The organism is Streptomyces zaehneri (assembly GCF_032248645.1).
In the GTDB taxonomy this organism is placed as follows: Bacteria; Actinomycetota; Actinomycetes; order Streptomycetales; family Streptomycetaceae; genus Streptomyces; species Streptomyces coriariae.
Genome location: NZ_JASTTJ010000011.1, coordinates 74,629 through 99,516, shown reverse-complemented (window position 1 = coordinate 99,516; position 24,888 = coordinate 74,629). Strand labels below are relative to the sequence as shown.

Here is a 24,888-nt window from a genome sequence, read left to right as displayed (position 1 = left end):
CGAGGACACCCGAGTTGTCCGTGGCGCCGAGGACTCCCGCGTTGTCCGTGGCGGCGAGGACTCCCGCGTTGTCCGTGGCGCCGAGGACACCCGAGTCGTCCGCGCCGCCGAGGACATCCGAGTCGTCCGTGGCGGCGAGGACTCCCGCGTTGTCCGTGGCGGCGAGGACACCCGAGTCGTCCGCGCCGCCGAGGACACCCGCGTTGTCCGTGGCGGCGAGGACTCCCGCGTTGTCCGTGCCGGCGACGGCCGCGGCGTCCTCCGCGCTGACGACGGCTCCCGCGTTTCCCGGGCTGCCCGGCGAACCGGTCGTCGAGCGGCGAAGCTCCTCGTTACTCGCCGCTCGACATGGTCGGCGGGGCCGCCCGAGGCGCCCTGCCGATCAGGGGAGGCATGGCCCGAACCCGCCTGCCACCCCGCGGAGGCGGGGTTTCCCCGGCCCCGCCTCCGCCCCCCTCACCTCCCCCCAATGCACCGCCGTAGCAACCCCCGTCCCCGTCCCCACCCTCGCCCACCACCCCACGCCCCGGGCGATACGCGTGCGAAGGAGCCCGCGATGAGCGACATGATCACCGCGGACCTGGTCGATCTCGACCTGTCCGTCGAAACAAAGGAAGCGGCGGCGCGGTCCCTCGCCGAGCGCATGGTCGCCCTGGGCCGGGTGACCGACCTGGAGGGCTTCCTCGCCGATGTGGCCGCCCGTGAGGCCCAGATGCCCACCGGCCTCGACGGCGGCATCGGCATCCCACACTGCCGTAGCGCTCACGTCACCGAACCGACGCTCGCCTTCGGGCGCAGTGCCTCCGGCATCGACTTCGGCGCCCCCGACGGCCCCGCCGACCTGATCTTCCTGATCGCCGCCCCCGCCGGCGCGGACGACGCCCATCTGACGATCCTGTCGTCGCTCGCCCGGCAGTTGATGAACGCCGAGTTCACCGACGCGCTGCGCTCGGCCGGCGACGCGGCGGCCGCGGCGGCGCTGATCCGCGGCGACGAGGCCCCGAGCCCCGACGCTCCCGTCGCTGAGGCCCCGGCCACCGACGTTCCGGCCACCGACGCTGCGGCCGTCAAAGCCGAGGGCATCACCGCAGACTCCGTGTCGGCGTCGGCGGCGGCCTCCGCCGACGCCGACACGGCCCCCGGCGCGGACACGGACGCCGAGGCAGCGCGTCCCTTCCGGATCGTCGCCGTCACCTCCTGCCCGACCGGCATCGCCCACACCTACATGGCGGCCGAGTCCCTGGAGAACGCGGGCCGTGAAGCGGGCGTCGAACTGGTCGTCGAGACGCAGGGCTCGGCCGGCTTCACCCGGCTCGACCCGGCCGTCATCGCCGCGGCGGACGGCGTGATCTTCGCCCACGACGTCCCGGTGCGCGAGAAGGACCGCTTCGCCGGCAAGCCCACCGTGGACGTCGGCGTGAAGGCGGGCATCAACCGGCCCGCCGCGCTCATCACCGAGGTACGCGGGAAGGCGGCGCGCGGTGAGGCGACCGCGGCCGCGACCGGCGGCGGGACACCGGTCGAGCGGACCGGCGAGTCCGGCGACAGCTACGGCACCAAGCTGCGCAAGTGGCTGATGACGGGCGTCAGCTACATGGTCCCGTTCGTCGCCGCGGGCGGTCTGCTGATCGCGCTCGGGTTCGCGATCGGCGGCTGGGAGATCAACAAGGCCCCCTCGGTCATGGAGCACTTCTCCTGGACCCAGGTCGACAGCTGGGGAGCCCTGCTGTTCCAGATCGGCGGGGTCGCCTTCGGCTTCCTCATCCCGGTCCTGGCCGGCTACATCGCGTACGGCATGGCGGACCGGCCCGGCCTGGTACCCGGCTTCGTCGGCGGCATGATCGCCTCCAACATCGCCGCCGGCTTCCTCGGCGGCCTGGTCGCCGGTCTGCTGGCGGGCGGCATCGTCCTCGCGATCCAGCGGATCAAGATCCCGCCGGTGCTGCGCGGCATCATGCCGGTGGTGGTGATCCCGCTGATCTCCTCGCTGATCGTCGGCTTCCTGATGTTCGTCGTGATCGGCAAGCCCATCGCCGAGGCCCAGAAGGGCATGACGGACTGGCTGGCCGGTCTCTCCGGTACCAACGCCGTCCTGCTGGGCGTGCTGCTCGGCCTGATGATGTGCTTCGACCTCGGCGGCCCCGTCAACAAGGTCGCGTACGCCTTCGCCACGGCCGGTATCGCCGTCCAGGACCCCAGCGACTCCGCGATGAAGGTCATGGCCGCCGTGATGGCCGCGGGCATGGTCCCGCCGCTGGGCATGGCCCTCGCCACCACCGTCCGCAAGAAGCTCTTCACCCCGACCGAGCGCGAGAACGGCAAGGCCGCCTGGGTGCTGGGCGCCTCCTTCATCTCCGAGGGCGCGATCCCCTTCGCCGCGGCCGACCCGCTGCGTGTCATCCCGGCCTCGATGGCCGGCGGCGCGGTCACCGGCGCCCTGTCGATGGCCTTCGGCGCCACGCTCCGCGCCCCGCACGGAGGCATCTTCGTGGTCCCGCTGATCGGCAACCCGTTCCTGTACCTGGTCGCCATCGCAGCGGGGGTGTGCGTGACGACGGCCGTGGTCGTCGTCCTCAAGGGCCTGCGCAAGTCGGCCCCGGGCGCCGTCGAGCCCGGTACGACGGAGCAATCCGCGGCCGCCACGGCGGCGGAGACCAAGCAGCCGGTGGCCGCCTAGCCAGCCGGCGACGGGCCGCGGCCGACTCCGGCCGCGGCCTGCTGCCGCGGGTCGAAGCCGGCTGCCACGGGTCGAAGTCGTCTCCCCGAGGAGCCGCCGCAGGGCGAAGCTGCCTGCGGCGGGTTGCGGCTACTGGTGAGCATCTGCGGTGATTCATGGATCCCCGCACCGAACAGGCCTATCACGCGGTCTGAGTGATCTGCGTGATGTGTGTGGCATGCGAGATACGTCACGGTCCGGGACACAGGTCCCGGACCGTGATGTCTACTGGTCGGTATGCCCGTGCATCCAACGTTCCCTCAGCTGGCGGTCCTGACGGTTCTCGCCGTGGCGTCCATCGCCTGGCTGATCTTCGTGACCCGCATCCTGCGGCGCAGCCGCGCAGGCAGCGAGGCCCGCACCGTGCTTCCCGCCCCGCCGGTACTGCCCGCCCTCCCACGCCAACGGCAGTCCGGCCCCGGCGGTGAGGCCGTCGAACTGACCCCGGCCGAGCGGGACGCCTTCGCCGGCCTCGTGCGACAGCTCGGCGGAGGCCGCTGACCGACGGCCGGGCGGGGCCGCCGAACGGTCAGGAGACCTGCGCCGCCCGGCGTTCCATCGCGTCCCGCGCCGCGTCCTCGGACACGTACACCTCGCACATGTGCCGCCCGTCGGGCGTCGCCGTGTGCTCGACCTCCCACAGGGAGATCTCCCGGCCGTCCCGCAGCAGGAACGCGTGCTCGTAGAGCGAGTAGCCCAGTCCGATCCTGCCCGCGCGGCAGGGGCGCCCGAAGGCCTGGGTGATCTGGTGCGCGAACGCCGACTTCAGCAGCGCGGCCATGTCCGCGTCGGGTTGGTCGGGGTTCTCCGCACGGCGCAGCAGTCTGCGCGCGTGGTCCGCCGAGTCGTCCGGCACGTACACATGCCGAGGGCCGGGGATCGGCGACAGCTGTACCAGCACCGGCAGTTCGAAGTCCGGGGTGTCCGACGGCAGTGGCAGCCGGGCCGTGGCGGCCCGCAGCTCCTCCTCGTCGACGTACACCTCGTGCTGCGGCTCGCTGCCCGGCGCGGTGTTGTGCACGAGCTCCCACAGCGTGAGAGCGCAGCCGTCGGCCAGCAGCCAGGTGTGCCGGTAGGTCTCCCGGTGCAGACCCGCGCTGTGGTGCGCGGAGTGCAGGGAGCTGTCATGCGCGAGTGCGCAGTCGAGCCGCCGCAGTGCTTCGTCGGGCAGCTCGAACGAGTTCAGGGCGCGACCGAGCAGTCGCGCGAGGTGCTCCTCCGGAGACTCGGGCGACTCGGCTGGTTCGTACGCTGTTGTCTCGTACGGAACGCTCAAGGTTTCTCCCGGCGTTGCTGCATGTCACCTTGTGGGTGCATACCGTAGCCCCTCGGTCGGACATCATGTCCGGGAACCGAGAAAACCTACGCCGTGAAAACGTCGGGGCCGCGCGAAAAATTCCCGCACGGCCCGACGGCCCATCAGAAATCGCCGGTCAGAGGGCAGCTGAGACGATCAGGAGGAGCTCCCCGCGGTCCACTCGGACCAGGACATGTTCCACCCGTTGAGCCCGTTGTCCGGCGACACCGTCTTGTCGGGCGAGTTCTTGACGATCACCACATCGCCGATCAGCGAGTTGTCGTAGAACCACTTGGCGGGCGTGTCGCCCTGCGCGCCCTGCGCGTCCGCGAGCCCTACGCAGCCGTGGCTGGTGCCGGTACGGCCGAAGGGCGGATTGCCCCTGTCGTACCAGTAGTTGCCGTGGATGAAGGTGCCGGACTGCGTCAGGCGCATCGCGTGCGGCACGTCCGGGATGTCGTACTCGCCGCCCAGACCCACCGTCCGGCTGTTCATCCGGGTCTGCGTGAACTTCTCGGAGATCACCATCTGCCCGTTGTAGGTGGTGTGCTCCGGGCTGCCCGACGAGATCGGAACCGCCTTCAGGGTCTGTCCGTCCCGCACCACCGTCATCGTCTGCGTGTCGACGTCGACCGTGGACACCTGCGACCGCCCGATGGTGAAGGTGACCGTCTTCTTCTGCACCCCGAACACCCCGTTGGCGCCCTCGACCCCGTCCAGGTCGATCTTCATCGTCACCTTGGAGCCGGCCTTCCAGTACTCCTCGGGACGGAAGTCGAGCCGCTGCGCCCCGAACCAGTGCCCGACCACCTGCTGGCCGCTGCTGGAGGTGACCGTGATGTGTGACTGCACGGCCTTCATGTCGCTGATGGTCTTGTCGAAGGTGAAGGACACCGGCATTCCGACGCCGACCGTCGTGCCGTTGTCCGGCGTGTACGTCCCTATGAAGCTGTTGGCCGAGGACACGGTGGTGAAGATGGAGTTGGCGGCGGCGGTCTTGCCGTTCGCATCCTTCGCGGTCGCCGATATCTGGTACTTCGTCCCGCGCTCCAGCTGCTCCTTCGGCTTCCAGGTGCTGCCGTCGGCAGACAGGGAGCCCTCGACGGCCTGCCCCGACCCGGCCACCGTCATCTTCACCTCGGTGAGCCGGCCGTCGCTCACCTTCACGCCGGTCGCGTTGATCGACGCGCTCGTCGAACCGTCCTTCGCCGAGATGACGATCTTCGCCGTGGACGTCTTGACGCTGCTCCTGCCGCCCTTGGCGTCCCCGTCCTTGTCCTTGGCGTTGGCGCTGCCCCCGCAAGCGGTCAGGGTCAGGGCGCCGACCACCAGGACGGCACAGGCTCCGACCGTGCGCCGCACCGCTATGTCCGCCGTTGTCACGGGCTGCTCCAGCTTCATGTGATGTGAGTGATCCGCTCTGGTACGTGAAGAAGGAGGGATCCGGCGGCCGGCGGGGTTCCCTCCGGTCGCCGTTGGCACCATCACGTGACGGAACCGGGACAATCGCCTATCCCGGTCCGCAGGGTCACCGGCCCCCGTACAGCTCCTCGTACGACGGCCACGCCCCGCCCGGACCGGACACCGACTCGGCGGCGCGCACAGCCCGTACGATCGCGCGCGTCACCACGTCCGCGCCCGCCGCGAGGATGTCGTTCAGGGCGAGAGGGTGGCCCGGGTCGAGCGGGCGCGCGCCCGTCGCGAGCGTGAAGACGGTGTCCCCGTCGTTGAGCAGATGCACGGGACGCACGGCCCGCGCGATCCCGTCGTGCGCCGTACCCGCCAGCTTCTGCGCCTGTGCCTTCGTCAGGTCCGCGTCGGTGGCGACCACCGCGAGCGTGGTGTTGAGCAGTGGAGGCGCGTTCCGCGCCGTGATCTCGGCGAGACGCCGGCGCGCACTCTCGTGCACGCGAGCTTGTGGATATTCGGCGCGCCCCTGGAGCAACTCCCCGTACAGCATGCCCGTCTCCGGATCCGTCACCGACCCCGCGGCGTTGACCACCACCAGCGCGGCCACCATGATCCCCGAGTCGAGAAGCACGCTCGCGCTGCCCACCCCGCCCTTCAGCGGCCCGACGACGGCACCCGTCCCCGCGCCCACGCATCCCTCCCGCACCCGAGTCCCCGGAGCGCTCGCCGCGGCCGCCTCCACGGCCGCCCGGCCGGTGGCAGCGTCGGGGCGGGCCCGGAAGTCGCCGCCCCGCGCCAGGTCGAAGACGCAGGCGGCGGGCACCACCGGCACGACGTGCGTCGGGTCCGTGCCGACGGCAATCCCGCGCCCCCGCTCCTCCAGCCAGGCCATCACACCGGACGCCGCGTCGAGCCCGTACGCGCTGCCGCCGGTCAGCACGATCGCCTCGACCCGCTGCACCACATTGCGTGGATCGAGGGCGTCGGTCTCCTTCGTGCCGGGTCCGCCACCGCGTACGTCCACGGCAGCCACGGCACCTCCCTCCGGCGCGAGGACGACCGTGGTGCCGGTGAGCCAACCGTCGCCGGTTCGCGTGGCGTGTCCCACGCGCAGGCCCGCGACGTCCGTCAGAGCATCAACTGTCATGGGGGTAAGTCTCGCCCGACCGGCTTCGCGCGTGACGGTGTCACGCCCCGTCACATCACCGCACTCGAGGCCCGCCCGGGGCTCTCCCGTGACTCCCGCGCGACCAGGCGCGCCGTCAGGGTCGTCCCGGTCGCCACCGCCACCGCCAGCGCCAGCACCAGGCCGGCCGTGAGGACCGCCCACTCGCCGAGAAGGGTGCTGCAGATCACCAGCAGCGCGGCTACGGGCAGCACCAGTTGCTGGGCCAGGCCCACCTTGAAGTGGCGTGCGTGCAGGATCCAGACGGCCAGCAGGTACAGCGCCGTCGGCAGGGTGACCGCGGCCGACGCGGCGAGCGTCGAGATATGCGCCTCGCCGACCGCCTGCTCGACCGCAACCTCCAGACCCGCACCGATCGCAGCGGCCGAGGCGAAGACGACGTAGTGCCCGTAGCCCCACAGAAACGCCTGCCTGCTGGAGCGCAGATGCCCATGGATGGGCACCACGAAGTAGATCCACCAGGCGGCGAAGACGATCAGCAGCCCGCCCACCGCGATCGGGAGCAGCTCGCCCAGCGCGTCGTTCTCGTCGATGCCGGACTTCACGGCGACCGTCGCCGCCGCGATCGTCTCGCCCAGCACGATGATCGTGAACAGCCCGTAGCGCTCGGCGATGTGATGCGGATGCCAGGACGTCGGATGCTCCTTCTCCGCGTAGACCGGAACGCACATCTCCAGCGGTGCCATCACCAGGAACAGCCAAGCCCTGCCGTCCTCGGGCAGGATCAGCAGCCCCAGCCAGCCGATCTGGCAGATCAGCACGCCCGCCGCGTACCGCAGCGCCATCGTCCGCTCCGCGCCCTCGGCGGACCACGCGACGCGCAGCCACTGCAAGCTCAGCGCGAACCTCATGATCGCGTAGCCCAACCAGACGGCCACGAACTCGTGGTCCTCGAACGCCCGCGAGATGCCCGCCGCCAGCACCAGTACCCCGGCGATCTGTACCAACGTGACGATCCGGTACAGGACGTCGTCGTTGTCGTACGCCGACGCGAACCAGGTGAAGTTCATCCACGCCCACCAGATGGCGAAGAAGACCATCGCGTAGTTGAGGATGCCCTCGCCCGCGTGGGACTCGGCCACGGCGTGCACCAGTTGGATGCCCGCCTGGGCGATGGCCACGACGAAGCACAGGTCGAAGAAGAGCTCGAGGGGCGAGGCGACCCGGTGCGTCTCGCCCTTCCTGCGCGCGGTCAGGCTGCGCAGCGGCTTCAAGCGGGTGGGCGCCGGGGAGACGGGGGTCCCGGGAGGAGGGGGCGCGGCCGACGAGGGCGTACTGGACGTCATGGGTACCAGCACAGCAGACAACCGGCGGAAAATCTTGTGCGGAATCCGCAGGCTCGCGCGGTGCGTGGCCGGCGGCCAGGTCCTGACCCGAGCGCGTCCCGGGGCCGTACTCTGGAGGGATGAGCACATCCTCCGCCTCCGAGCCGCGCGACCCGAAGGCCGCGCTGGTCTTCGACGACCCGCTGGACCGACAGTCCTCGGACGACACCGACCGGGGTTGGGGCGAGCGTCCGTCCGCCGAGGGCGACAGCCTCGCCGACCTGAAGCGCTTCCTGGACGAGAAGCCGCCCCACCACGTCTGAACCCGACGGGCGGGGCCGGTCCGGCAGGCACGGGAGCCCTGGCGGAGCACCGCCCGCAGGGCCCCGTCGAATGCCTCTACCGCTCGCTGTGCCCCGAGCCCCGCTGGGCGACCAGCGCGTCGCGGATCTCCTTGAGCACCTCCAACTCGGTCAGCTCGACGATCTCCTGCGTGCCCTCCTTGGCCTTCCGGCGGGCCTCCACCTTCGCCAGGTACTTCGACATGGGCAGGACCATCAGGAAGTACACGACCGCAGCGGTGATCACGAAGGTGAGGGTCGCGCCGAGGACGGACCCCCACAGGATCCGGACGCCCGTCGCGCTGTCCCCCGTGCCGGTGCAGGGGCCCTTGAGGCAGGAACTGTAGCTGTCCAGGTTCTTGGTGCCGACCGCTCCGATGAGCGGGTTGATGATTCCCTTCACCACCGAGTTGACGATGTTCGTGAAGGCCGCGCCGATCACCACCGCGACTGCCAGATCGACGACGTTGCCACGCATCAGGAAGGCCTTGAAGCCCTGCCAGACGCTTGCCTTCTTTTCGCTCACCTCGGGGACACTCCTCACATGTACAGGTTGTGGAACAAGCAGCTCCGCAACCTACGTCAACGCCAGGAGGGTGTGTCCAGTTCGGTCCCTCTGACGAGGGACTTGACGTCACCACAGGGTCACCGCCAGCCGGGCCGTCGCACTGGCCCCCGCCAGGCGCGCGGCGGTGGTCCTGGGCACCGACAGGACGACCAGCGCACCGTCGTCCCCGCCGGTACTGCTGTCGGTGTTCAGCGGCTCCGGCACTTTCGTCACCAGCGCCCCGCGCGCGACCACATGGGCGTCGCCGCCCGCGCCGTCCACACCGCCCAGCGGCGTCGGCTCGGCGGCGATGACATCGACCCTGTCACCGGGGCGCAGCAGCCGGACCGTGGCCGCGTCGGCGATCCGTACCGGCGCCGTCACCTTCTCCCCGGCGCGAGAGCCATGTGCAGGGGCGTGTAGTGGAGCATGCGCGCGGGGGTGCGAGCGCCCGCTCGCGTCCGCGTGCGTGGCCCCACCGGGATGTCCTCGTGCCGGATCGCCGTCCCGGGGGCCGGACGCCACGAGCGCGGCGGCGGTGACGGCGAGCCCCAGGGCGAGGGCCCGCCGCCGGCTCCGTACGAGCCGTCCCAGCCGGTACCGCCCGCCGCGGACCCGCACGGGAGCGAAGGACGGCACCTCGCAGGTGGCCGGAGCGTCCGTGCCGGGTGGACGCGTCACGAAGGAGAGGGGGGACGAGGTGGGCGAGGGAAGCGGGGGAGGAGGAAGAGGGGAAAGGGGAGAGGGAGGAACGAAGGAGTCGGACACGGGATCACCACCTGCGACGAGGAACGGGTTTGCGAAGCCACGATGAGCCTTCGCGCCGCCGCTCGCCGGAGCCGGTGGACCACCGCCGGGTTGTGGACAACTTCCTCACCCGAAGGAGAACTTCCGCGTCCGAGGCTCCCTTTCCTGCTTCGCCCCCCACCCGCCCGCTACGGCAGCTCGAACCCCGGATTCAGCCCGCCCAGCGCGTTCGCGCAGAGGCAGTCGCGCTCGTCGGCGGAGGGCAGCGCGGCCACCGCGTCGAACAGCACGTCCCGCAGTCGGTCCACGTTCGCCGCGAACACCCGCAGCACCTCCTCGTGCGACACGCCCTCACCGCTCTCGGCGCCCGCGTCCAGATCGGTGACCAGGTTCAAGGACGTGTAACAGAGCTCGAGTTCACGGGCCAGCGCGGCCTCCGGGTGACCGGTCATGCCCACCACCGACCAACCCTGCGCCCGGTGCCACAACGATTCGGCGCGGGTCGAGAACCGCGGCCCCTCGATCACGACCAGTGCCCCGCCGTCCACCGGTTCCCACTCCCGGCCACGCGCCGCCTTCAAGGCCGCCGAGCGTCCTGCGGGGCAGTAGGGGTCGGCCAGGGACACATGCACGACGTTGGGCACCGTTCCGTCGGGCAGGGGCAGCCCGTCGAAGTACGTTCCGATCCGCGACTTCGTGCGGTCGACCAGCTGATCGGGCACGAGCAGCGTGCCGGGCCCGTATTCCGGGCGCAGACCGCCCACCGCGCACGGACCGAGAACCTGGCGCGCCCCGACCGAGCGCAGCGCCCACAGGTTGGCCCGGTAGTTGATCCGGTGGGGCGGCAGATGGTGTCCGCGTCCGTGCCGGGGCAGGAAGGCGACCCGACGGCCGGCTATCTCGCCGAGGAAGAGCGAGTCGCTGGGCGGTCCATAGGGCGTGTCCACCTGGAGCTCGGTCACGTCGTCGAGGAACGAGTAGAAGCCTGAGCCGCCGATCACACCTATCTCTGCGTTCGCCTTGTTCGCCATGCGTCGCACCCTAACCGCCCCGGGAAACGGCGAAGACCCCGTCGTCGTAAGACGACAGGGTCCTTTGAGCGAGCCTTATGCGGCTGAGCTGCTGCCGGTCGAGGTGCCGGTGCTCGACGACTTCGAGTCCGAGGTCGAGGACGTCGAGGTCGACGGCTTCGAGTCGGAGCCGGACGTCGACGACTTCGAGGACGACGCCGGCGAGCTGCTCGACGAGGAGCCGCGGCTGTCGTTGCGATAGAAGCCGGAGCCCTTGAAGACGATGCCGACGGCGGAGAACACCTTCTTGAGGCGGCCACCGCAGTTGGGGCACTCGGTCAGGGCATCGTCGGTGAACTTCTGCACCGCCTCGAGGCCCTCGCCGCACTCGGTGCACTGGTACTGGTAGGTCGGCACTGTCTTCCTCCTGGCACTCTCACTCAGTGAGTGCTAACGACGGTCTATCTTGACGTATTCCGGGGGATCAGTCCACTGTCACCGGCACGCGGTGACCGACGCCACGTGCGACGGTACGCGCGCGGGGGCGCGTCTCCAGCCGTGAACGCAGTGCCAGCAGGGTCACCAGGGCCAGCGCGGTGCCCCCCAGGGGCACCAGGAAACCGGCGCCGCCCCAGAAGCGGTCCTCCAGTTGTCCGGCGATCGTGACGGCTGCCGCCTGCCCGAGCGCGACCGCGCCCGTCAGCCAGGTGAACGCCTCGGTGCGGGCGCCGGCCGAAACCAGGTCCTCGACCAGCGTGTAGCCGGTGATCAGCGCGGGCGCGATGCACATGCCGACCAGGAGGCCGAGGCCCGCCAGGACGGGCACCGAGTGCGCCGCCCACAGGCCGGAGGCGACGAGCGCCAGTGCGGCGTAGGCGACGACCAGGCGCCGCCGTGGGGCTACCTTCCACGCGATGGCGCCGCAGACCAGGCCGGAGAGCATGTTGCCCGCGGCGAAGGTGCCGTACAGCACGCCGTTCAGGCCGGGCTCGCCGATGGACTCGGTGAACGCGGCCAGCGAGACCTGCATGCCGCCGAAGACGGTACCGATGCCCAGGAAGACCGCGATCAGCACACGCACTCCGGGGACGCGCAGCGCCGAGGCGTGCTCCACGCGCGCGTGCCCGGCGACGGCGACCTGGGGCTGCGTGCTCTTGCTCGCGGCGAACAGCAGACCGCCGAGCAGCGTCAGCGCGGCCTCGGTGACCAGGCCGGCTGCCGGGTTCACGGCGGTGCACAGGGCGGTCGCCAGCAGCGGGCCGAAGACGAAGGTGAGCTCGTCGGTGACGGACTCGAAGGCCGCTGCGGTGGTCATCAGGGGCGAGCCCTTCAGCCGCGCACCCCAGCGGGCCCGCACCATGGGCCCGATCTGCGGTACCGAGGCGCCCGTGGGCACGGCGGCCGCGAACACCGTCCACAGGGGCGCGTGGGTCAGGGCGAGCACGGTGAGGGTGAGGCCCGACAGTGTGTGCAGGAGCACGCCGGGGATCAGCACCGCGCGCTGCCCGTAACGGTCGGCGAGCCGCCCGCTGTAGGGCGCGCACAGCGCCATGGAGACACCGGTGACGGCCGCGGCGGCACCGGCTGCGCCGTACGAGCCGGTGGTGTGCTGTACGAGCAGCACGATGGAGATGGTGAGCATGGCGAACGGCTGGCGGGCCGCGAAGCCGGGCAGCAGGAACGTCCAGGCGCCGCGGGTGCGCAGCAGCTGTCCGTATCCCGGGCGGGGCGAGGCCGGCGAGTCCTTCGACGGCTCGGTGGTGACCGTGGATGCCACGGCCCGTGCCTTTCTGCCGCCTGGTAGCGCGACCCCGTCCGGAGGGCGGGGGCGCCGAGAGCTGTCCTCTTGCGCGTGCTGCGGTAGATGCCGGTGCTCGCCGCACGAGGTGTCCCGGCCGCCATACGGTCGCGCCAGCTCTGCGTCAGGCAGAGTTGGTTCGATCAAGGTGTGCCTTCATCGTACAGGGATCAAGGGGTGCCATCCCTGTGAAAATGAGCACCGTAAGGCGGGCTACCTCCGAATGAAGGGGGTGTGAACGGTGCGAAACATGCACTTAACGCGTGCTGCCGCCCGTGCCCAGCCATCCGGCGAGCTTGCCGCCGTGTCCTACGGCCCGCAGTCGCCGTTCGGCCGCGTCGCGGACCGGGTCGGTGGCGACGACGAGGAGTTCGTCGCCGTGTCGCAGCACGGTCGTCGGCAGCGGCACGAACGACGTCCCCTCGCGCACGACGAGGGTGACGGCCGCCCCGGCCGGCAGGCGTAGCTCGTTGACCTCGACGCCGTGCATCTTCGACCCCTCGGGGATCGCCACGGACAGCAGGTGTCCGCGCAGCCGCTCCAGGGGCGCCGACTCGACACCGAGGTCGGCGGCCTCGGGGTCGCCGCCCAGGCGCAGCTTGCGCGCCAGCCAGGGCAGCGTCGGCCCTTGGATCAGGGTGTAGACGACGACCAGGACGAAGACGATGTTGAAGATGCGGCGGCTGCCGTCGACTCCGTTCACCATGGGGATCGTCGCCAAAATGATGGGGACGGCGCCGCGCAGTCCGGCCCAGGACATCAGCGTCTGCTCCTGCCAGGGCACCCGGAACGGTGTCAGGCAGAGCATGACGCTGAGCGGGCGGGCCACCATGGTCAGCACCAGGCCGATGACGAGCGCGGGCAGCACGTCGTCGCCCAGCTCGTGCGGGGTCACCAGGAGGCCGAGCAGCACGAACATGCCGATCTGGGCGATCCAGCCGAGACCGTCGGCGAATCCGCGGGTGGCGGGCCAGTGCGGCAGTTTCGCGTTGCCCATGACCATCGAGGCGAGATAGACGCCCAGGAAGCCGCTGCCGTGTGCCAGGGAGCCCGCCGCGTACGCGGTGACCGCGATCGCCATGACGGCGATCGGGTAGAGGCCGGAGGCGGGCAGCGCGACGTGCCTGAGGCCCCAGGAGCCCAGCCAGCCGACCGCGAGGCCGATGGCGGCGCCGATGGCCAGCTCCAGCGCTATCTCGCCCACCAGCACGTACCAGTGCTCCACGGGGCCCGCGGTGGAGAAGGCGACCACCAGGATGACCACCGGGGCGTCGTTGAAGCCGGACTCGGCCTCCAGCGTGCCCGTCACGCGCGAGGGGAGGGGGATCTTGCGCAGGACGGAGAAGACCGCCGCCGCGTCGGTCGAGGACACCACCGCGCCGATGATCAGCGCCTGTCTCCATTCAAGCCCGGTCACGAAGTGCGCGGCCGTGGCGGTGACGCCGACGCTGACCGCGACGCCGGCCAGTGCCAGCGCCGTGGCGGACGGCAGGGCCGGTTCGATCTCCTTCCACTTCGTGCCAAGACCGCCCTCGGCGAGGATCACGACCAGGGCGGCGTACCCGATGACCTGTGTCATCTCGGCATTGTCGAAGTGGATGTTGCCGATGCCGTCCTGGCCCATGAGGACGCCGATCCCCACGTAGACGAGCAGGCTGGGGAGCCCGCTGCGCGAGGAGATCCGGACCGCTGCGACGGCGACGAGCAGGACGAGCGAGCAGATGAGCAGGAGCTGGTTGAGGTGGTGGACAGTCAGCGGCGGTTCCCTTCACCGGCGCGCGCGGCTTGCGCGCGGGCGCACATGTGCTTCGGATACATCGGACACGAAGCTGCGAGCTTCGCACCCAACTACTTCGTTACCTTACCTAACTCTTGACGATTTCTTGACGCTCGGCGAGGGAAGATCGAACATCCCTCCGTACCGGTACCCGACTCCGCGTCAAGTGGCACAAGGCCCTGCGCCTATGGTTGCTCCAGCACTCCAGGACCGCCTGCCGCTCGCGTTAGGACAGCAAGGACAGCGATGCCCCCCAACACCACCGCCACATCGGGTGACAAGCCCGGCAAGTCCGGCAGGAAGAAGGGGCGCAAAGCCCGTTTGATCGTGCTTGTGCTGGTGCTGGCCATCATCGGAGGCATCGCCTACGGCGCCTACTGGTCCATCAGCACCGTCCGCGCGTCCTTCCCGCAGACCAAGGGTTCGATCACGCTCGAGGGCCTGACCGGGCCCGTCGACGTGAAACGGGACGGCTACGGCATCCCGCAGATCTACGCGGACTCCGACGAGGACCTGTTCATGGCCCAGGGCTACGTCCAGGCCCAGGACCGGTTCTACGAGATGGACGTGCGCCGGCACATGACCTCCGGGCGGCTGTCGGAAATGTTCGGCAAGAGCCAGGTCGACAACGACGAGTTCCTGCGCACCCTGGGCTGGGACCGTGTCGCCAAGGAGGAGTACGACACCAAGCTGTCGTCCGACACCAAGAAGTACCTCCAGGCCTACGCCAAGGGGGTCAACGCCTACCTCAAGGGCAAGGACGGCGCCGACATCTCCCTGGAGTACGCGGCCCTGGGGTTCACCAACGACTACAAGCCCACCGAATGGACCCCGGTCGACTCGGTCTCCTGGCTGAAGGCGATGGCCTGGGACCTGCGCGGCAACATGCAGGACGAGATCGACCGCGCCCTGATGACCAGCCGCCTCGGCCCGGCCCAGATCGCCGAGCTTTACCCGCAGTACCCGTACGACCGGAACCAGGCGATCGTCCAGGACGGCCAGTACGACGAGCTGACGAAGACGTTCGAGCAGAGCGACGGCCAGAGCGACTCCGACGACAGCTCCACGGACGGCACGGGCACGTCCTCGGACTCGTCCTCAGGCGGTACGGACGGCTCAGCCCTCCAGAGCCAGCTCTCGGGCCTCTACAACGTCCTGGACGACCTGCCCACGGCTGTCGGAGTGAACGGCAACGGCATCGGCTCGAACTCCTGGGTCGTCGCCGGCAAGAACACGATCACCGGTAAGCCGCTGCTGGCCAACGACCCGCACCTGTCGGCGTCGCTGCCGTCCGTCTGGTATCAGATGGGCCTGCACTGCCGCGCGGTCTCCAGCAAGTGCCAGTACGACGTCTCCGGCTACACGTTTGCGGGCCTGCCCGGTGTGATCATCGGCCATAACCAGACAATCTCCTGGGGCATGACCAACTCCGGCGTCGACGTGACCGACCTCTACCTCGAGAAGCTCTCCGGGGACGACGGCTACCAGTACGACGGCAAGGTGAAGCCGTTCGTCACGCGCGAGGAGACCATCAAGGTCGCCGGCGGCGAGTCCAAGAAGATCGTCGTCCGGGAGACCGAGGACGGGATGCCCCTCCTGTCCGACCGTGACGACGAACTCATCGACGTCGGCAAGAAGGCCACCGTCGACGACGTCGACGCTTCGGCGCCCGACCGCGGTGACGGCTACGGCGTCGCCCTGAGGTGGACCGCGCTGGAGCCGGGTACCTCCATGGACGCCGTTTTCGCCATCGACAAGGCGAAGGACTGGGACAGCTTCCGCAAGGCGGCCGCGAAATTCGACGTGCCCTCGCAGAACCTCGTCTACGCCGACACCTCGAACCACATCGGCTACCAGCTGCCCGGAATGATCCCCACGCGCGCGAAGGGCGTCGACGGCTCGATCCCGGCGCCGGGCTGGGACTCCAAGTACAAGTGGAAGGGCTTCATCGACTTCGACGAGCTGCCCTACGAGTACGACCCCGCCCGCGGCTACATCGTCACGGCCAACCAGGCCGTCGTCGACAAGGACGCCTATCCCTACACGCTCACCACGGACTGGGGATACGGCGCGCGCAGCCAGCGGATCACCGACCTGATCAAGAGCAAGATCAAGGGCGGCGGCAAGATCTCCACCGACGACATGCGCCAGATGCAGCTGGACGACGACAGCGAGATCGCGAAGCTGCTCGTGCCCGTGCTGAAGAAGATCAACCTCGACGACCCGGACGTCCGCGAGGCGCAGAAGCTGCTGGAGAACTGGGACTTCACCCAGGACGCCGACTCGGCCGCGGCCGCCTACTTCAACGCGGTCTGGCGCAACATCCTCAAGCTGGCCTTCGGCAACAAGCTGCCCAAGGAGTTGCGCGTCGAGGACCAGTGCCTGTGGGTCGACCCGGTCAACACCACCGGCCCGGTCGACGATACCGAGAAGGTCCGCGAGTGCGGTCAGCGCGACGCCGACCAGGCGCAGCCGGACGGCGGCGACCGCTGGTTCGAGGTCGTGCGCGACCTCATGACGAAGACGGACAGCGACTGGTGGACGACGCCCGACTCGGGCACCCGCCCCGGCGCCGACCACGACCGCGACAAGCTGTTCGCGCGCGCCATGATCGACGCCCGCTGGGAGCTGACCGCCAAGCTCGGCAAGGACATCGACACCTGGAACTGGGGCCGGCTGCACCGCCTGTTCCTGAAGAACCAGACCCTGGGCACGAGCGGCCCCGGTTTCCTCCAGTACATCCTCAATCGCGGCCCGTGGAAGCTCGGCGGCGGCGAGGCGACGGTCAACGCGACCGGCTGGAACGCGGCCGGCGGCTACGGCGTCGTATGGGTGCCGTCGATGCGGATGGTGGTCAACCTCGACGACCTCGACAAGTCGAAGTGGATCAACCTCACCGGAGCCTCGGGACACGCCTTCAGCGCTCACTACACCGACCAGACGGGCAAGTGGGCCAACGGTGAACTGCTCGACTGGTCCTTCTCGAAGAAGGCGGTCGACGACAGCACCAGCGACACCCTGGTGCTCAAACCCTGAGCTGCCGACCGTTCGGAAGGGGCCCTCCACGCGTGCGTGGAGGGCCCCTTCCGGCATGAGGGCACGGCGGTCAGGTGAAGCGTCGTGTCCCCGAGGGCGTCACCACCGCGTGCACAGGCCGGTCGTGCGCCTCCCCGGGGACGTGCTCGACGACCTCGGCGTCGTACAGGAGCACGACCAGCGCGGGGTGGGCCCCGGAGTCCGCCAGCCGGGCCAGTACGCGGTCGTACGATCCTCCGCCGCGTCCCAGGCGCGTTCCGTGCGCGTCGACCGCCAGTCCGGGCAGCAGCACCACGTCGGCGGCCGTCACGGCGTCCGGGCCGAGGCGCTCTCCGGCCGGCTCCAGGAGGGCCATCTTCCCGCCGTGCAGGACCCGCGCGAGAGAGCTTTCGCCGGTGTAGGCGGCCCAGTCCAGGTCGTTGTCGGGCAGCAGCGCGGGGAGCAGCACCCGTACGCCCCGCGCGCGCAGCGCGTCCAGCAGCGTCAGGGTGCCCGGCTCGGTACCCACGGAGACGTACGCCGCGACCGTGCGCGCGTGCGTCAACTCGGGCAGCTCCAGGGCCCGCTCGGCCAGGGCGACGGCGGCCGCGCGCACGTCATCGGGCGTCAATCTGTTTCTCACGGCGAGGAACCCTCGCCGCAACGTACGTTTGTCAGACTCTGGTCCGCCTTCGAGGTGGCTCATATGTCGCTCCCTGCACTTGTCCCACACGGCTCTAATGCGTTCATATGATCATCAATTAACCGGAGCCACAGATCCCTCTCAAAGTCACCGGATAAGGTTGCCGACATGACGCAGTCGCACCCCAGGATCAGCAAGGCTGTCATCCCCGCAGCCGGCCTCGGCACCCGGTTCCTGCCGGCGACCAAGGCCACTCCCAAGGAGATGCTGCCGGTCGTGGACAAGCCGGCTATCCAGTACGTGGTCGAGGAAGCCGTCTCCGCCGGTCTCGACGACGTCCTCATGGTCACAGGCCGCAACAAGCGCCCTCTCGAGGACCACTTCGACCGCAACTACGAACTCGAGTCGGCCCTGCAGAAGAAGGGCGACGCCGCCCGGCTCGCCAAAGTCCAGCAGTCCAGCGACCTCGCGACCATGCACTACGTACGCCAGGGCGACCCCAAGGGCCTCGGACACGCCGTCCTGTGCGCGGCCCCGCATGTAGGGCAGGAGCCCTTCGCCGTCCTGCTGGGCGACGACCTGATCGACCCCCGCGACCCGCTGCTCCAGCGGATGATCGAGGTGCAGGAACGGCACGGCGGCAGCGTCGTCGCGCTCATGGAGGTCGCACCCGAGCAGATCCACCTCTACGGCTGCGCCGCCGTGGAGGCCACCGTGGACAGTGACGTCGTCAAGGTGACCGGCCTCGTCGAGAAGCCGGACCCGGCCGACGCCCCGTCGAACTACGCGATCATCGGACGCTACGTCCTCGACCCGAGCGTGTTCGGCATACTGCGGCAGACCGAGCCCGGCCGCGGCGGCGAGATCCAGCTCACCGACGCCCTCCAGCAGCTCGCGCAGGACGAGAAGGTCGGCGGCCCCGTCCACGGCGTCGTCTTCAAGGGCCGCCGCTATGACACCGGCGACCGCGGCGACTACCTGCGTGCCATTGTCAGACTCGCGTGCGAACGTGAGGATCTGGGTCCGGACTTCCGTTCCTGGCTTCGCAGTTACGTCACCGAGGAGATGTAGCCACTTTGAGCACCGCCGCGCACCACCCCACCGGCCGGGACCAGCTCTGGTCGGTGGACGAACACCTGGAGGACATCCTCGCCACCGTCCGCCCCCTGGAACCCATCGAGCTGCAACTGCCCGACGCCCAGGGGTGCGTCCTGGTCGACGACGTCATGGTGCCGGTCTCGCTGCCGCCCTTCGACAACAGCTCCATGGACGGGTACGCGGTGCGGGTCGCGGATGTCGCGGGCGCGAGCGAGGAGTTCCCGGCGGCTCTGGACGTCGTGGGCGACGTCGCGGCGGGACAGGCGGCCGACCTGCTGTACGTGGGACCCGGCCAGGCCGCCCGCATCATGACCGGCGCCCCGCTCCCGGCGGGCGCCGAGGCCGTCGTCCCCGTGGAGTGGACCGACGGCGGACTCGGCGAGGGTCCGGTCAGCGGGATGCGTGCCCGCAGCCTCGCCCCCGAGCAGGCCTCGGGGCACGTGCGCGTGTACCGGCCCGCCGAGGCACGCGCGCACGTGCGCGCGAAGGGCAGCGACGTGAAGGCGGGCGACCGCGCCCTCGACGCCGGGACCGTCCTCGGACCGCCCCAGATCGCCCTGCTCGCCGCGATCGGCCGGGGCACCGTACGCGTGCGACCGCGCCCGCGCGTGGTCGTGATGTCCACCGGCAGCGAACTCGTCCAGCCCGGAGAGGAACTGGGCAGCGGCCAGATCTACGACTCCAACAGCTTCGCCCTCACCGCGGCCGCCCGGGACGCCGGCGCCATCGCCTACCGGGTCGGCGCGGTCGCCGACGACGCCGAGACGCTCCGCTCCACCATCGAGGACCAGCTGGTCCGCGCCGACCTCGTCGTCACCACCGGCGGGGTGAGCGTAGGGGCGTACGACGTCGTCAAGGAGGCCCTTGAGCACGTCGGCGACGAGGACGAGGCGGGCAGCGGTGTCGAGTTCCGCAAGCTCGCCATGCAGCCCGGCAAGCCCCAGGGGTTCGGCTCCATCGGCCCCGACCACATCCCCCTGCTGGCCCTGCCGGGCAACCCGGTGTCGTCGTACGTCTCGTTCGAGCTGTTCGTGCGACCCGCCATCCGCACCCTCATGGGCCTCGAGGACGTCCACCGGCCCACCACGCGCGCGAAGCTGATCGCCGACAAGGCGCTGACCTCGCCGAAGGGCCGCAGACAGTTCCTGCGCGCCACCTACGACGACGGCACCGTCCGCCCCGTCGGGGGCGCCGGCTCCCACCTGGTCGCGGCCCTCGCGCACGCCGACTCGCTGATCGTCGTCCCCGAGGACGTGGAGCACGTCGAGCCCGGTGCCGACGTCGAGGTGGTCCTCCTCGGCTGAGTGGCCCTGGTTGGGGGTACCGTGTCGCGCACAACAGGCCCGGACCGGGAGCGCCACACCACCATGAGTACGCAGGACCGACTGACGCACATCGACGACGTGGGCGCCGCCCGCATGGTCGACGTTTCCGGCAAGGACGTCACCGCGCGCACCGCGCGTGCCAGCGGGCGGGTCCTCGTCTCGCCCCGTGTGGTCGAGCTGCTGCGCGGCGAGGGGGTACCCAAGGGGGACGCGCTGGCCACCGCGCGGATCGCGGGCATCATGGGCGCCAAACGCACCCCGGACCTGATCCCGCTGTGCCACCCCTTGGCCGTCTCCGGTGTGAAACTGGATGTGTCGGTCGCGGACGACGCCGTGGAGATCACCGCCACGGTGAAGACGACGGACCGCACGGGCGTCGAGATGGAGGCGCTCACCGCGGTCTCCGTCGCCGCGCTCACCGTGATCGACATGGTGAAGGCGGTCGACAAGGGAGCGGTCATCACGGACGTGCGCGTGGAGGAGAAGACGGGCGGCAAGTCGGGCGACTGGAGCCGGGCATGACACTCGACACGTCGGCCGGTGGTGCCCTGCCCGCTCCGTACCGCGCGCTGGTCGTGACCGCCTCCAACCGGGCCGCCGCCGGCGTCTACGAGGACAGGGGTGGCCCGCTGATCGCCGAAGCGCTGCGCGGCTTCGGCTTCGCCGTCGCCGGGCCGCAGGTGGTTCCCGACGGGGACCCGGTGGAGGCGGCGCTGCGGGCCGCCGTCGAGGCCGGGTACGACGCCGTCGTCACCACCGGCGGCACCGGCATCTCGCCCACCGACCGCACCCCCGAGGTCACCCGCGCGGTGATCGACCGCGAGGTGCCGGGCATCGCCGAGGCCATCCGGGCGTACGGCCGGGAGAAGGTGCCCACCGCGGCGCTCTCCCGGGGCCTGGCCGGAGTGGCGGGCGGCACGTTGATCGTCAACCTGCCGGGCTCCACCGGCGGGGTGAAGGACGGGCTGGCCGTCCTGGAGCCCCTGCTGATTCACGCCGTCGACCAGATCCGTGGCGGCGACCACCCCAGACCGAGCCACGGGGGTGCGAGCTGAACACCTCATCCTGGCCCGTCGAACTGGTGGAGGGCGACATCGTCCTGCGGCCCATAAAGCTGCGCGACCAGCGGGCCTGGCGCGAGGTCAACCGGCGTAACCGCGACTGGCTGCGCCCCTGGGAGGCGACCATCCCGCCGCCCGCGCCCAGCGGGCCGATCGCGCACCGGCCGACCTACCGCCAGATGGTCCGGCATCTGCGATCCGAGGCGAACGCGGGCCGGATGCTGCCGTTCGTGATCGAGTACCAGGGGCGGCTCGTCGGGCAGTTGACGGTCGCGGGGATCACCTGGGGGTCGATGTGCTCCGGTCACGTCGGCTACTGGGTGGACGAGTCGGTGGCCGGCCGCGGGGTGATGCCGACGGCCGTGGCGCTCATCGTGGACCACTGTTTCCGCACCGTCGGACTGCACCGCATCGAGGTCTGCATTCGGCCCGAGAACGGGCCGAGCCGCCGGGTCGTGGAAAAACTCGGATTCCGTGAGGAGGGCCTGCGGCCGCGCTATCTCCACATCGACGGCGCCTGGCGTGACCACCTCGTCTTCGCGCTCACGGCGGAGGAGGTCCCGGAGGGACTGCTGAACCGGTGGCGGCGCACACGCTCGCAGAAGGCGGCCAATTGAATTAGCCCGATCAGTCGAATGGATGTTCGAAAATGATCGGTTGATCGCACCGGTCGCAAAAAAAGTTCGAAATATCAGCCAGATCGTGCGACACACCGGCCCAATTGGCGGATGGCCTCACGTAAACCCCTCTACCGTGTGAGGCGTGAGCAGCAGCGGCCTCATCTACGCAGTCATTGTCGGGGCCTGGGCCGCCTACTTGGTGCCTATGTGGCTCCGTAGGCAGGACGAGCTGAACGAGGCCCGTCCGACGGAACGCTTCAGCACCGCCATCCGGCTGCTGTCCGGACGGGCGGGAATGGAGCGCCGGTACGCCAAGGACCTGCGGGCGCGCTCCACCGAGGAGGGGGAGTCCGGCGCCGACGTTCCGGACGCCGTCACCGCATCGGTGGACGTCCGGTCCTTCGCCATGCCTCCGACCCGCCCGCAGGTGAAGGCGCCGGTCCAGGAGCGCGTTCAGGAACGAGCCACAGAGCGCGGACAGGACCGAGCCCAGGAGCGCGGACAGGAACGAGGGCCGGGGCGTTCGGAGGCTGGGCGTCCGGAGGCGGCTCGTGAACCTGCGCGCGATCCGGTGGCCAAGCCCGCGCACGACCACCGTGAACAGGGCGCCAAGCCCGCACGCGAAGGCGGCGCCGTTCCGGCCGGACGTCGGGCGCCGGTCGCCCGGCGCACGCCCGCCGAGCAGGCGTCCGCCGCGCGCGCCCAGCGCTCGAAGGCGCTCGCGCGCCGCCGGCGCACCACCGTGATGCTCTTCCTCGCCTTCACGCTCGGCGCGATCGTCGCGGCGGTCGGCGGACTCGCGTTCCTCTGGGCGCCCGCCGTGCCCGCCGTCCTGCTCAGCGCGTACATCGGTTACCTGCGCGCCCAGGAGCGCCGCCGCTTCGCCTTCCAGATGGACCGCAGGCGCGCAGAGGTCGCCGCGCAGCGGCTGCGGGAGCGTCAGCCGCGCCGACGCGCGCCCGCCTCGGCGCCCGCCTCGTCCGTCGACACCGGCCCCGACGCCGGCGCAGAGGAGCCGCACGCGGCCCCCGAGCCGGAGACCGACCCGGGTCTGCTGGCGCTCGCCGCGGATCGCAGGGCACTCGTCGAGCAGACCGATCACGCGGAGTGGGTCGACCAGCAGCGCGAGCGGCAGCGCCGCCCCGGTCACGGCGAGAGCTGGGACCCGGTACCGGTACCGCTGCCGACGTACGTGACCGCGCCGGTCGCGCCTCGGGCGACCTCCGACGTGGACCTGGGGGCGCCGGACGCCTGGAGCTCGGCCCGCTCGAGTTCGGTGGCGCCCGAGCACGAAGCGGCGGACGCAGGGGACGCGCCGGCCGGGGAATCCGACGATGCGGACCGCGCGGAGGACCGGGAGGCGGACGGCGACGAGCGGAGCGACGCCCGGCGCGCGGCCTCCGCCCGACGCTCGCGCGAGCGCGGCCGCACCCCGCTGTTCGACCAGTACGAGGACGGCGAGCGGCCACTGGCCGCCAACGAATGAGAGCCCCGGCATCCCGCGCCCGGCCTCGGGGAACGGATTTCCAAGCAGGCCGACCGGGATGCTAGAGTTTCACTCGTTGCAAGGGCCTGTGGCGCAGTCTGGTAGCGCACCTCGTTCGCATCGAGGGGGTCTGGGGTTCAAATCCCCACAGGTCCACCGCAGCTCAGAACCCCTGCCGGGGAGATCCGGCAGGGGTTCTTTGGTGTCGTGCTGCAGTGAAGTACGGCAACTGCTCCGGATCTTGCTTCCCAAGGTGCTTGCCCGGCTTGCGCAGTGCCCGGCGGGTGGCCTTTGAGGGCACGTGCGTGTACACCTCCAGCGTTACCGCGATCTAGCCGTGCCGAAGGATCTGCATGGCTGCCCGCGGGTGCACGTCGGCCGCCGCGAGGAGCGAACCGCACGTGTGTCGGGTGTCGTGCAGCCGGATCTCACGGACGCCGGCCAGGGTCGAGCGGTCGACGGGCAGGCGGTTGAAGTTGCGGGTTCGATCGGTGTCCCGTAGCGCGTCGTGAACACCAAGTCGATGCCCGACCACGGTTCGCCGGCAGCCTGCTTGGCCAACTCCCGTTCCTTCTGGCTGCGCCGGAGAGCGCAACGCAGATCTCCGGAGTTCGTCCTGGACGGGGAACCTGTCCTGTTCGCCACGAGCCGCCTGCTGATGCCCCTGGTTGCCGGTTCGGCGATCACCGAGTGACGGCACCCTGTCCCTGCGGCGGCGGCTTCGCTGCCAGACCACCATGGAGGCGTGACCGGCGCCAAGAGCCGTATCGCCCATGAGCTGAGGTGGGGTCGCACCCCGGGAAGGCAGAGGGTGGCCACGGCCCGGATTCGAACCGGGGTTTCCGCGTCGGGGCGAACCCGAGCGCGACGTCTTGGGCCGCTGAACGACTCATGGCCAGGCGGATCGTACTGGCTCACAGACTGGCGAGCCCACCTCTTTTGGAGGTTGACGCCTCAGGGCACCGGCTCGGTCGAGTTCATCACCGGGCTTCGACGGCCATCCACGCTCCCCTGATCGTCGAATACGGCCAAATCGCGATCTACTGGGATCCAGTCGTATTCGCTCACACTCACATACATGGGGGCGATTCGGGATCGTGACCAGTTGGCATGCCATCGCTGCGGGGAGGCCAGCCACACCGTGCGTGAGCGCGGACGGTTCGACCTCATGGCGAGCTATTGCGAGAGGTGCTGGAACACCTTCGCCAACGAGATGGCCGAAGCCGATGGGGCCACAGCCGCACCCAGGCCGGATCCCGACCCCGACGACGTGGCATGGATCGATCCACCACTTTGCCCAGAATGTGGCGCATTGGTCCGTCTGTATCCCACCAACTACGACCGGTGGGTCAGTCTCGCCATGGTGGAGTTGCCTGCCAAAGACGTCCCAGAGGCCTTCAGGTGGCGTTTGACGAGGCTTCCGGGTCGATCTCCCGTTCCCGCGGACATCGTGGCCGTGCGGGTCCGTGGAATCCCTCCGCTGCCGAGTGAACCCGTCGTGCCGGCTCACCGCATGATGTGCGCCCCCGAGTGGGGTGAGCCGTAG

23 protein-coding genes and 2 tRNA genes are annotated in these 24,888 nt (G+C 70.2%); 13 read left to right on the top strand and 12 right to left on the bottom strand.

Going from position 1 to position 24,888, the window contains the following annotated elements:
* The first annotated feature begins 556 nt into the window (after positions 1-556).
* A complete protein-coding gene (locus tag QQM72_RS19910) occupies positions 557-2,677 on the top strand; it encodes a PTS fructose transporter subunit IIABC (RefSeq protein ID WP_314222214.1) in 2,121 nt (706 codons plus the stop codon).
* Between the two features lie 276 nt (positions 2,678-2,953).
* Positions 2,954-3,217, top strand: coding sequence for a hypothetical protein (locus QQM72_RS19905; protein WP_314222213.1), 264 nt, complete (start codon positions 2,954-2,956; stop codon positions 3,215-3,217).
* 28 nt (positions 3,218-3,245) lie between these two features.
* On the opposite strand, the gene QQM72_RS19900 is transcribed toward QQM72_RS19905, so the two are convergent.
* From QQM72_RS19900 to QQM72_RS19885, 4 genes are all read right to left on the bottom strand, one after another.
* Positions 3,246-3,992, bottom strand: coding sequence for a DUF6227 family protein (locus QQM72_RS19900; RefSeq protein WP_314222212.1), 747 nt, complete (start codon positions 3,990-3,992; stop codon positions 3,246-3,248).
* Between the two features lie 177 nt (positions 3,993-4,169).
* The gene (locus QQM72_RS19895) at positions 4,170-5,396 is read right to left on the bottom strand and encodes a L,D-transpeptidase (protein ID WP_314222331.1); all 1,227 of its coding nucleotides are present in this window, start codon (positions 5,394-5,396) and stop codon (positions 4,170-4,172) included.
* Between the two features lie 145 nt (positions 5,397-5,541).
* Positions 5,542-6,570 carry a P1 family peptidase gene (locus QQM72_RS19890; protein WP_314222211.1) on the bottom strand — a complete coding sequence of 343 codons (1,029 nt, stop codon included), beginning with the start codon at positions 6,568-6,570 and terminating at the stop codon, positions 5,542-5,544.
* A gap of 50 nt (positions 6,571-6,620) precedes the next feature.
* Entirely contained in the window at positions 6,621-7,895 is a 1,275-nt protein-coding gene (locus QQM72_RS19885; RefSeq protein ID WP_314222210.1) for a low temperature requirement protein A, read from the bottom strand.
* Positions 7,896-8,014: 119 nt separating this feature from the next.
* Between QQM72_RS19885 and QQM72_RS19880 the strand changes: the two genes are divergently transcribed.
* A complete protein-coding gene (locus tag QQM72_RS19880) occupies positions 8,015-8,197 on the top strand; it encodes a hypothetical protein (protein ID WP_314222209.1) in 183 nt (60 codons plus the stop codon).
* A 76-nt stretch (positions 8,198-8,273) separates the two neighbouring features.
* Here the strand turns inward: QQM72_RS19880 and mscL are convergent, their stop codons facing one another.
* The 6 genes from mscL to QQM72_RS19850 all read right to left on the bottom strand — a co-directional run bounded on the left by mscL (position 8,274) and on the right by QQM72_RS19850 (position 14,073).
* Positions 8,274-8,741 carry a large conductance mechanosensitive channel protein MscL gene (gene mscL, locus QQM72_RS19875; protein ID WP_314222208.1) on the bottom strand — a complete coding sequence of 156 codons (468 nt, stop codon included), beginning with the start codon at positions 8,739-8,741 and terminating at the stop codon, positions 8,274-8,276.
* Positions 8,742-8,849: 108 nt separating this feature from the next.
* A complete protein-coding gene (locus QQM72_RS19870) occupies positions 8,850-9,443 on the bottom strand; it encodes an RcpC/CpaB family pilus assembly protein (RefSeq protein WP_314222207.1) in 594 nt (197 codons plus the stop codon).
* Positions 9,444-9,697: 254 nt separating this feature from the next.
* Positions 9,698-10,540: an S-methyl-5'-thioadenosine phosphorylase gene (locus QQM72_RS19865; protein ID WP_314222206.1), complete on the bottom strand. Its 843-nt coding sequence runs from the start codon at positions 10,538-10,540 to the stop codon at positions 9,698-9,700.
* Between the two features lie 75 nt (positions 10,541-10,615).
* Complete coding sequence (locus tag QQM72_RS19860; protein WP_020128373.1) at positions 10,616-10,936, bottom strand: FmdB family zinc ribbon protein; 321 nt, start codon at positions 10,934-10,936, stop codon at positions 10,616-10,618.
* A 67-nt stretch (positions 10,937-11,003) separates the two neighbouring features.
* The gene (locus QQM72_RS19855) at positions 11,004-12,296 is read right to left on the bottom strand and encodes an MFS transporter (RefSeq protein WP_314222205.1); all 1,293 of its coding nucleotides are present in this window, start codon (positions 12,294-12,296) and stop codon (positions 11,004-11,006) included.
* A 277-nt stretch (positions 12,297-12,573) separates the two neighbouring features.
* Positions 12,574-14,073: a potassium/proton antiporter gene (locus QQM72_RS19850; RefSeq protein ID WP_314222330.1), complete on the bottom strand. Its 1,500-nt coding sequence runs from the start codon at positions 14,071-14,073 to the stop codon at positions 12,574-12,576.
* 267 nt (positions 14,074-14,340) lie between these two features.
* On the opposite strand from QQM72_RS19850, the gene QQM72_RS19845 reads away from it, so the two are divergent.
* A complete protein-coding gene (locus QQM72_RS19845; protein WP_314222204.1) occupies positions 14,341-17,130 on the top strand; it encodes a penicillin acylase family protein in 2,790 nt (929 codons plus the stop codon).
* Positions 17,131-17,200: 70 nt separating this feature from the next.
* On the opposite strand, the gene QQM72_RS19840 is transcribed toward QQM72_RS19845, so the two are convergent.
* Positions 17,201-17,815 (bottom strand): 5-formyltetrahydrofolate cyclo-ligase, encoded by a 615-nt coding sequence (locus QQM72_RS19840; protein ID WP_314222203.1) that lies wholly within the window; start codon positions 17,813-17,815, stop codon positions 17,201-17,203.
* A 105-nt stretch (positions 17,816-17,920) separates the two neighbouring features.
* On the opposite strand from QQM72_RS19840, the gene galU reads away from it, so the two are divergent.
* The 8 genes from galU to QQM72_RS19800 all read left to right on the top strand — a co-directional run bounded on the left by galU (position 17,921) and on the right by QQM72_RS19800 (position 24,036).
* Positions 17,921-18,823: a UTP--glucose-1-phosphate uridylyltransferase GalU gene (galU, locus tag QQM72_RS19835; RefSeq protein ID WP_020128378.1), complete on the top strand. Its 903-nt coding sequence runs from the start codon at positions 17,921-17,923 to the stop codon at positions 18,821-18,823.
* 5 nt (positions 18,824-18,828) lie between these two features.
* The gene (gene glp / locus QQM72_RS19830; RefSeq protein ID WP_314222202.1) at positions 18,829-20,154 is read left to right on the top strand and encodes a molybdotransferase-like divisome protein Glp; all 1,326 of its coding nucleotides are present in this window, start codon (positions 18,829-18,831) and stop codon (positions 20,152-20,154) included.
* Positions 20,155-20,217: 63 nt separating this feature from the next.
* On the top strand, positions 20,218-20,697 hold the full coding sequence (moaC, locus tag QQM72_RS19825; RefSeq protein WP_020128380.1) for a cyclic pyranopterin monophosphate synthase MoaC: 480 nt from the start codon (positions 20,218-20,220) through the stop codon (positions 20,695-20,697).
* Complete coding sequence (locus tag QQM72_RS19820) at positions 20,694-21,230, top strand: MogA/MoaB family molybdenum cofactor biosynthesis protein (protein ID WP_314222201.1); 537 nt, start codon at positions 20,694-20,696, stop codon at positions 21,228-21,230. The genes moaC and QQM72_RS19820 overlap by 4 nt, the downstream gene beginning before the upstream one ends.
* Before the next feature lie 26 nt (positions 21,231-21,256).
* Positions 21,257-21,853 carry a GNAT family N-acetyltransferase gene (locus QQM72_RS19815; RefSeq protein WP_314222200.1) on the top strand — a complete coding sequence of 199 codons (597 nt, stop codon included), beginning with the start codon at positions 21,257-21,259 and terminating at the stop codon, positions 21,851-21,853.
* A 145-nt stretch (positions 21,854-21,998) separates the two neighbouring features.
* Positions 21,999-23,342, top strand: a complete 1,344-nt coding sequence (sepX, locus tag QQM72_RS19810; RefSeq protein ID WP_314222199.1) for a divisome protein SepX/GlpR — start codon at positions 21,999-22,001, stop codon at positions 23,340-23,342.
* An 82-nt stretch (positions 23,343-23,424) separates the two neighbouring features.
* Positions 23,425-23,498: transfer RNA gene (locus QQM72_RS19805), tRNA-Ala, on the top strand.
* 352 nt (positions 23,499-23,850) lie between these two features.
* Positions 23,851-24,036, top strand: coding sequence for a hypothetical protein (locus QQM72_RS19800; RefSeq protein ID WP_314222198.1), 186 nt, complete (start codon positions 23,851-23,853; stop codon positions 24,034-24,036).
* Positions 24,037-24,154: 118 nt separating this feature from the next.
* Here the strand turns inward: QQM72_RS19800 and QQM72_RS19795 are convergent.
* Positions 24,155-24,239: transfer RNA gene (locus QQM72_RS19795), tRNA-OTHER, on the bottom strand.
* Positions 24,240-24,420: 181 nt separating this feature from the next.
* Between QQM72_RS19795 and QQM72_RS19790 the strand changes: the two genes are divergently transcribed.
* Positions 24,421-24,888, top strand: a complete 468-nt coding sequence (locus QQM72_RS19790; protein WP_314222197.1) for a DUF6083 domain-containing protein — start codon at positions 24,421-24,423, stop codon at positions 24,886-24,888.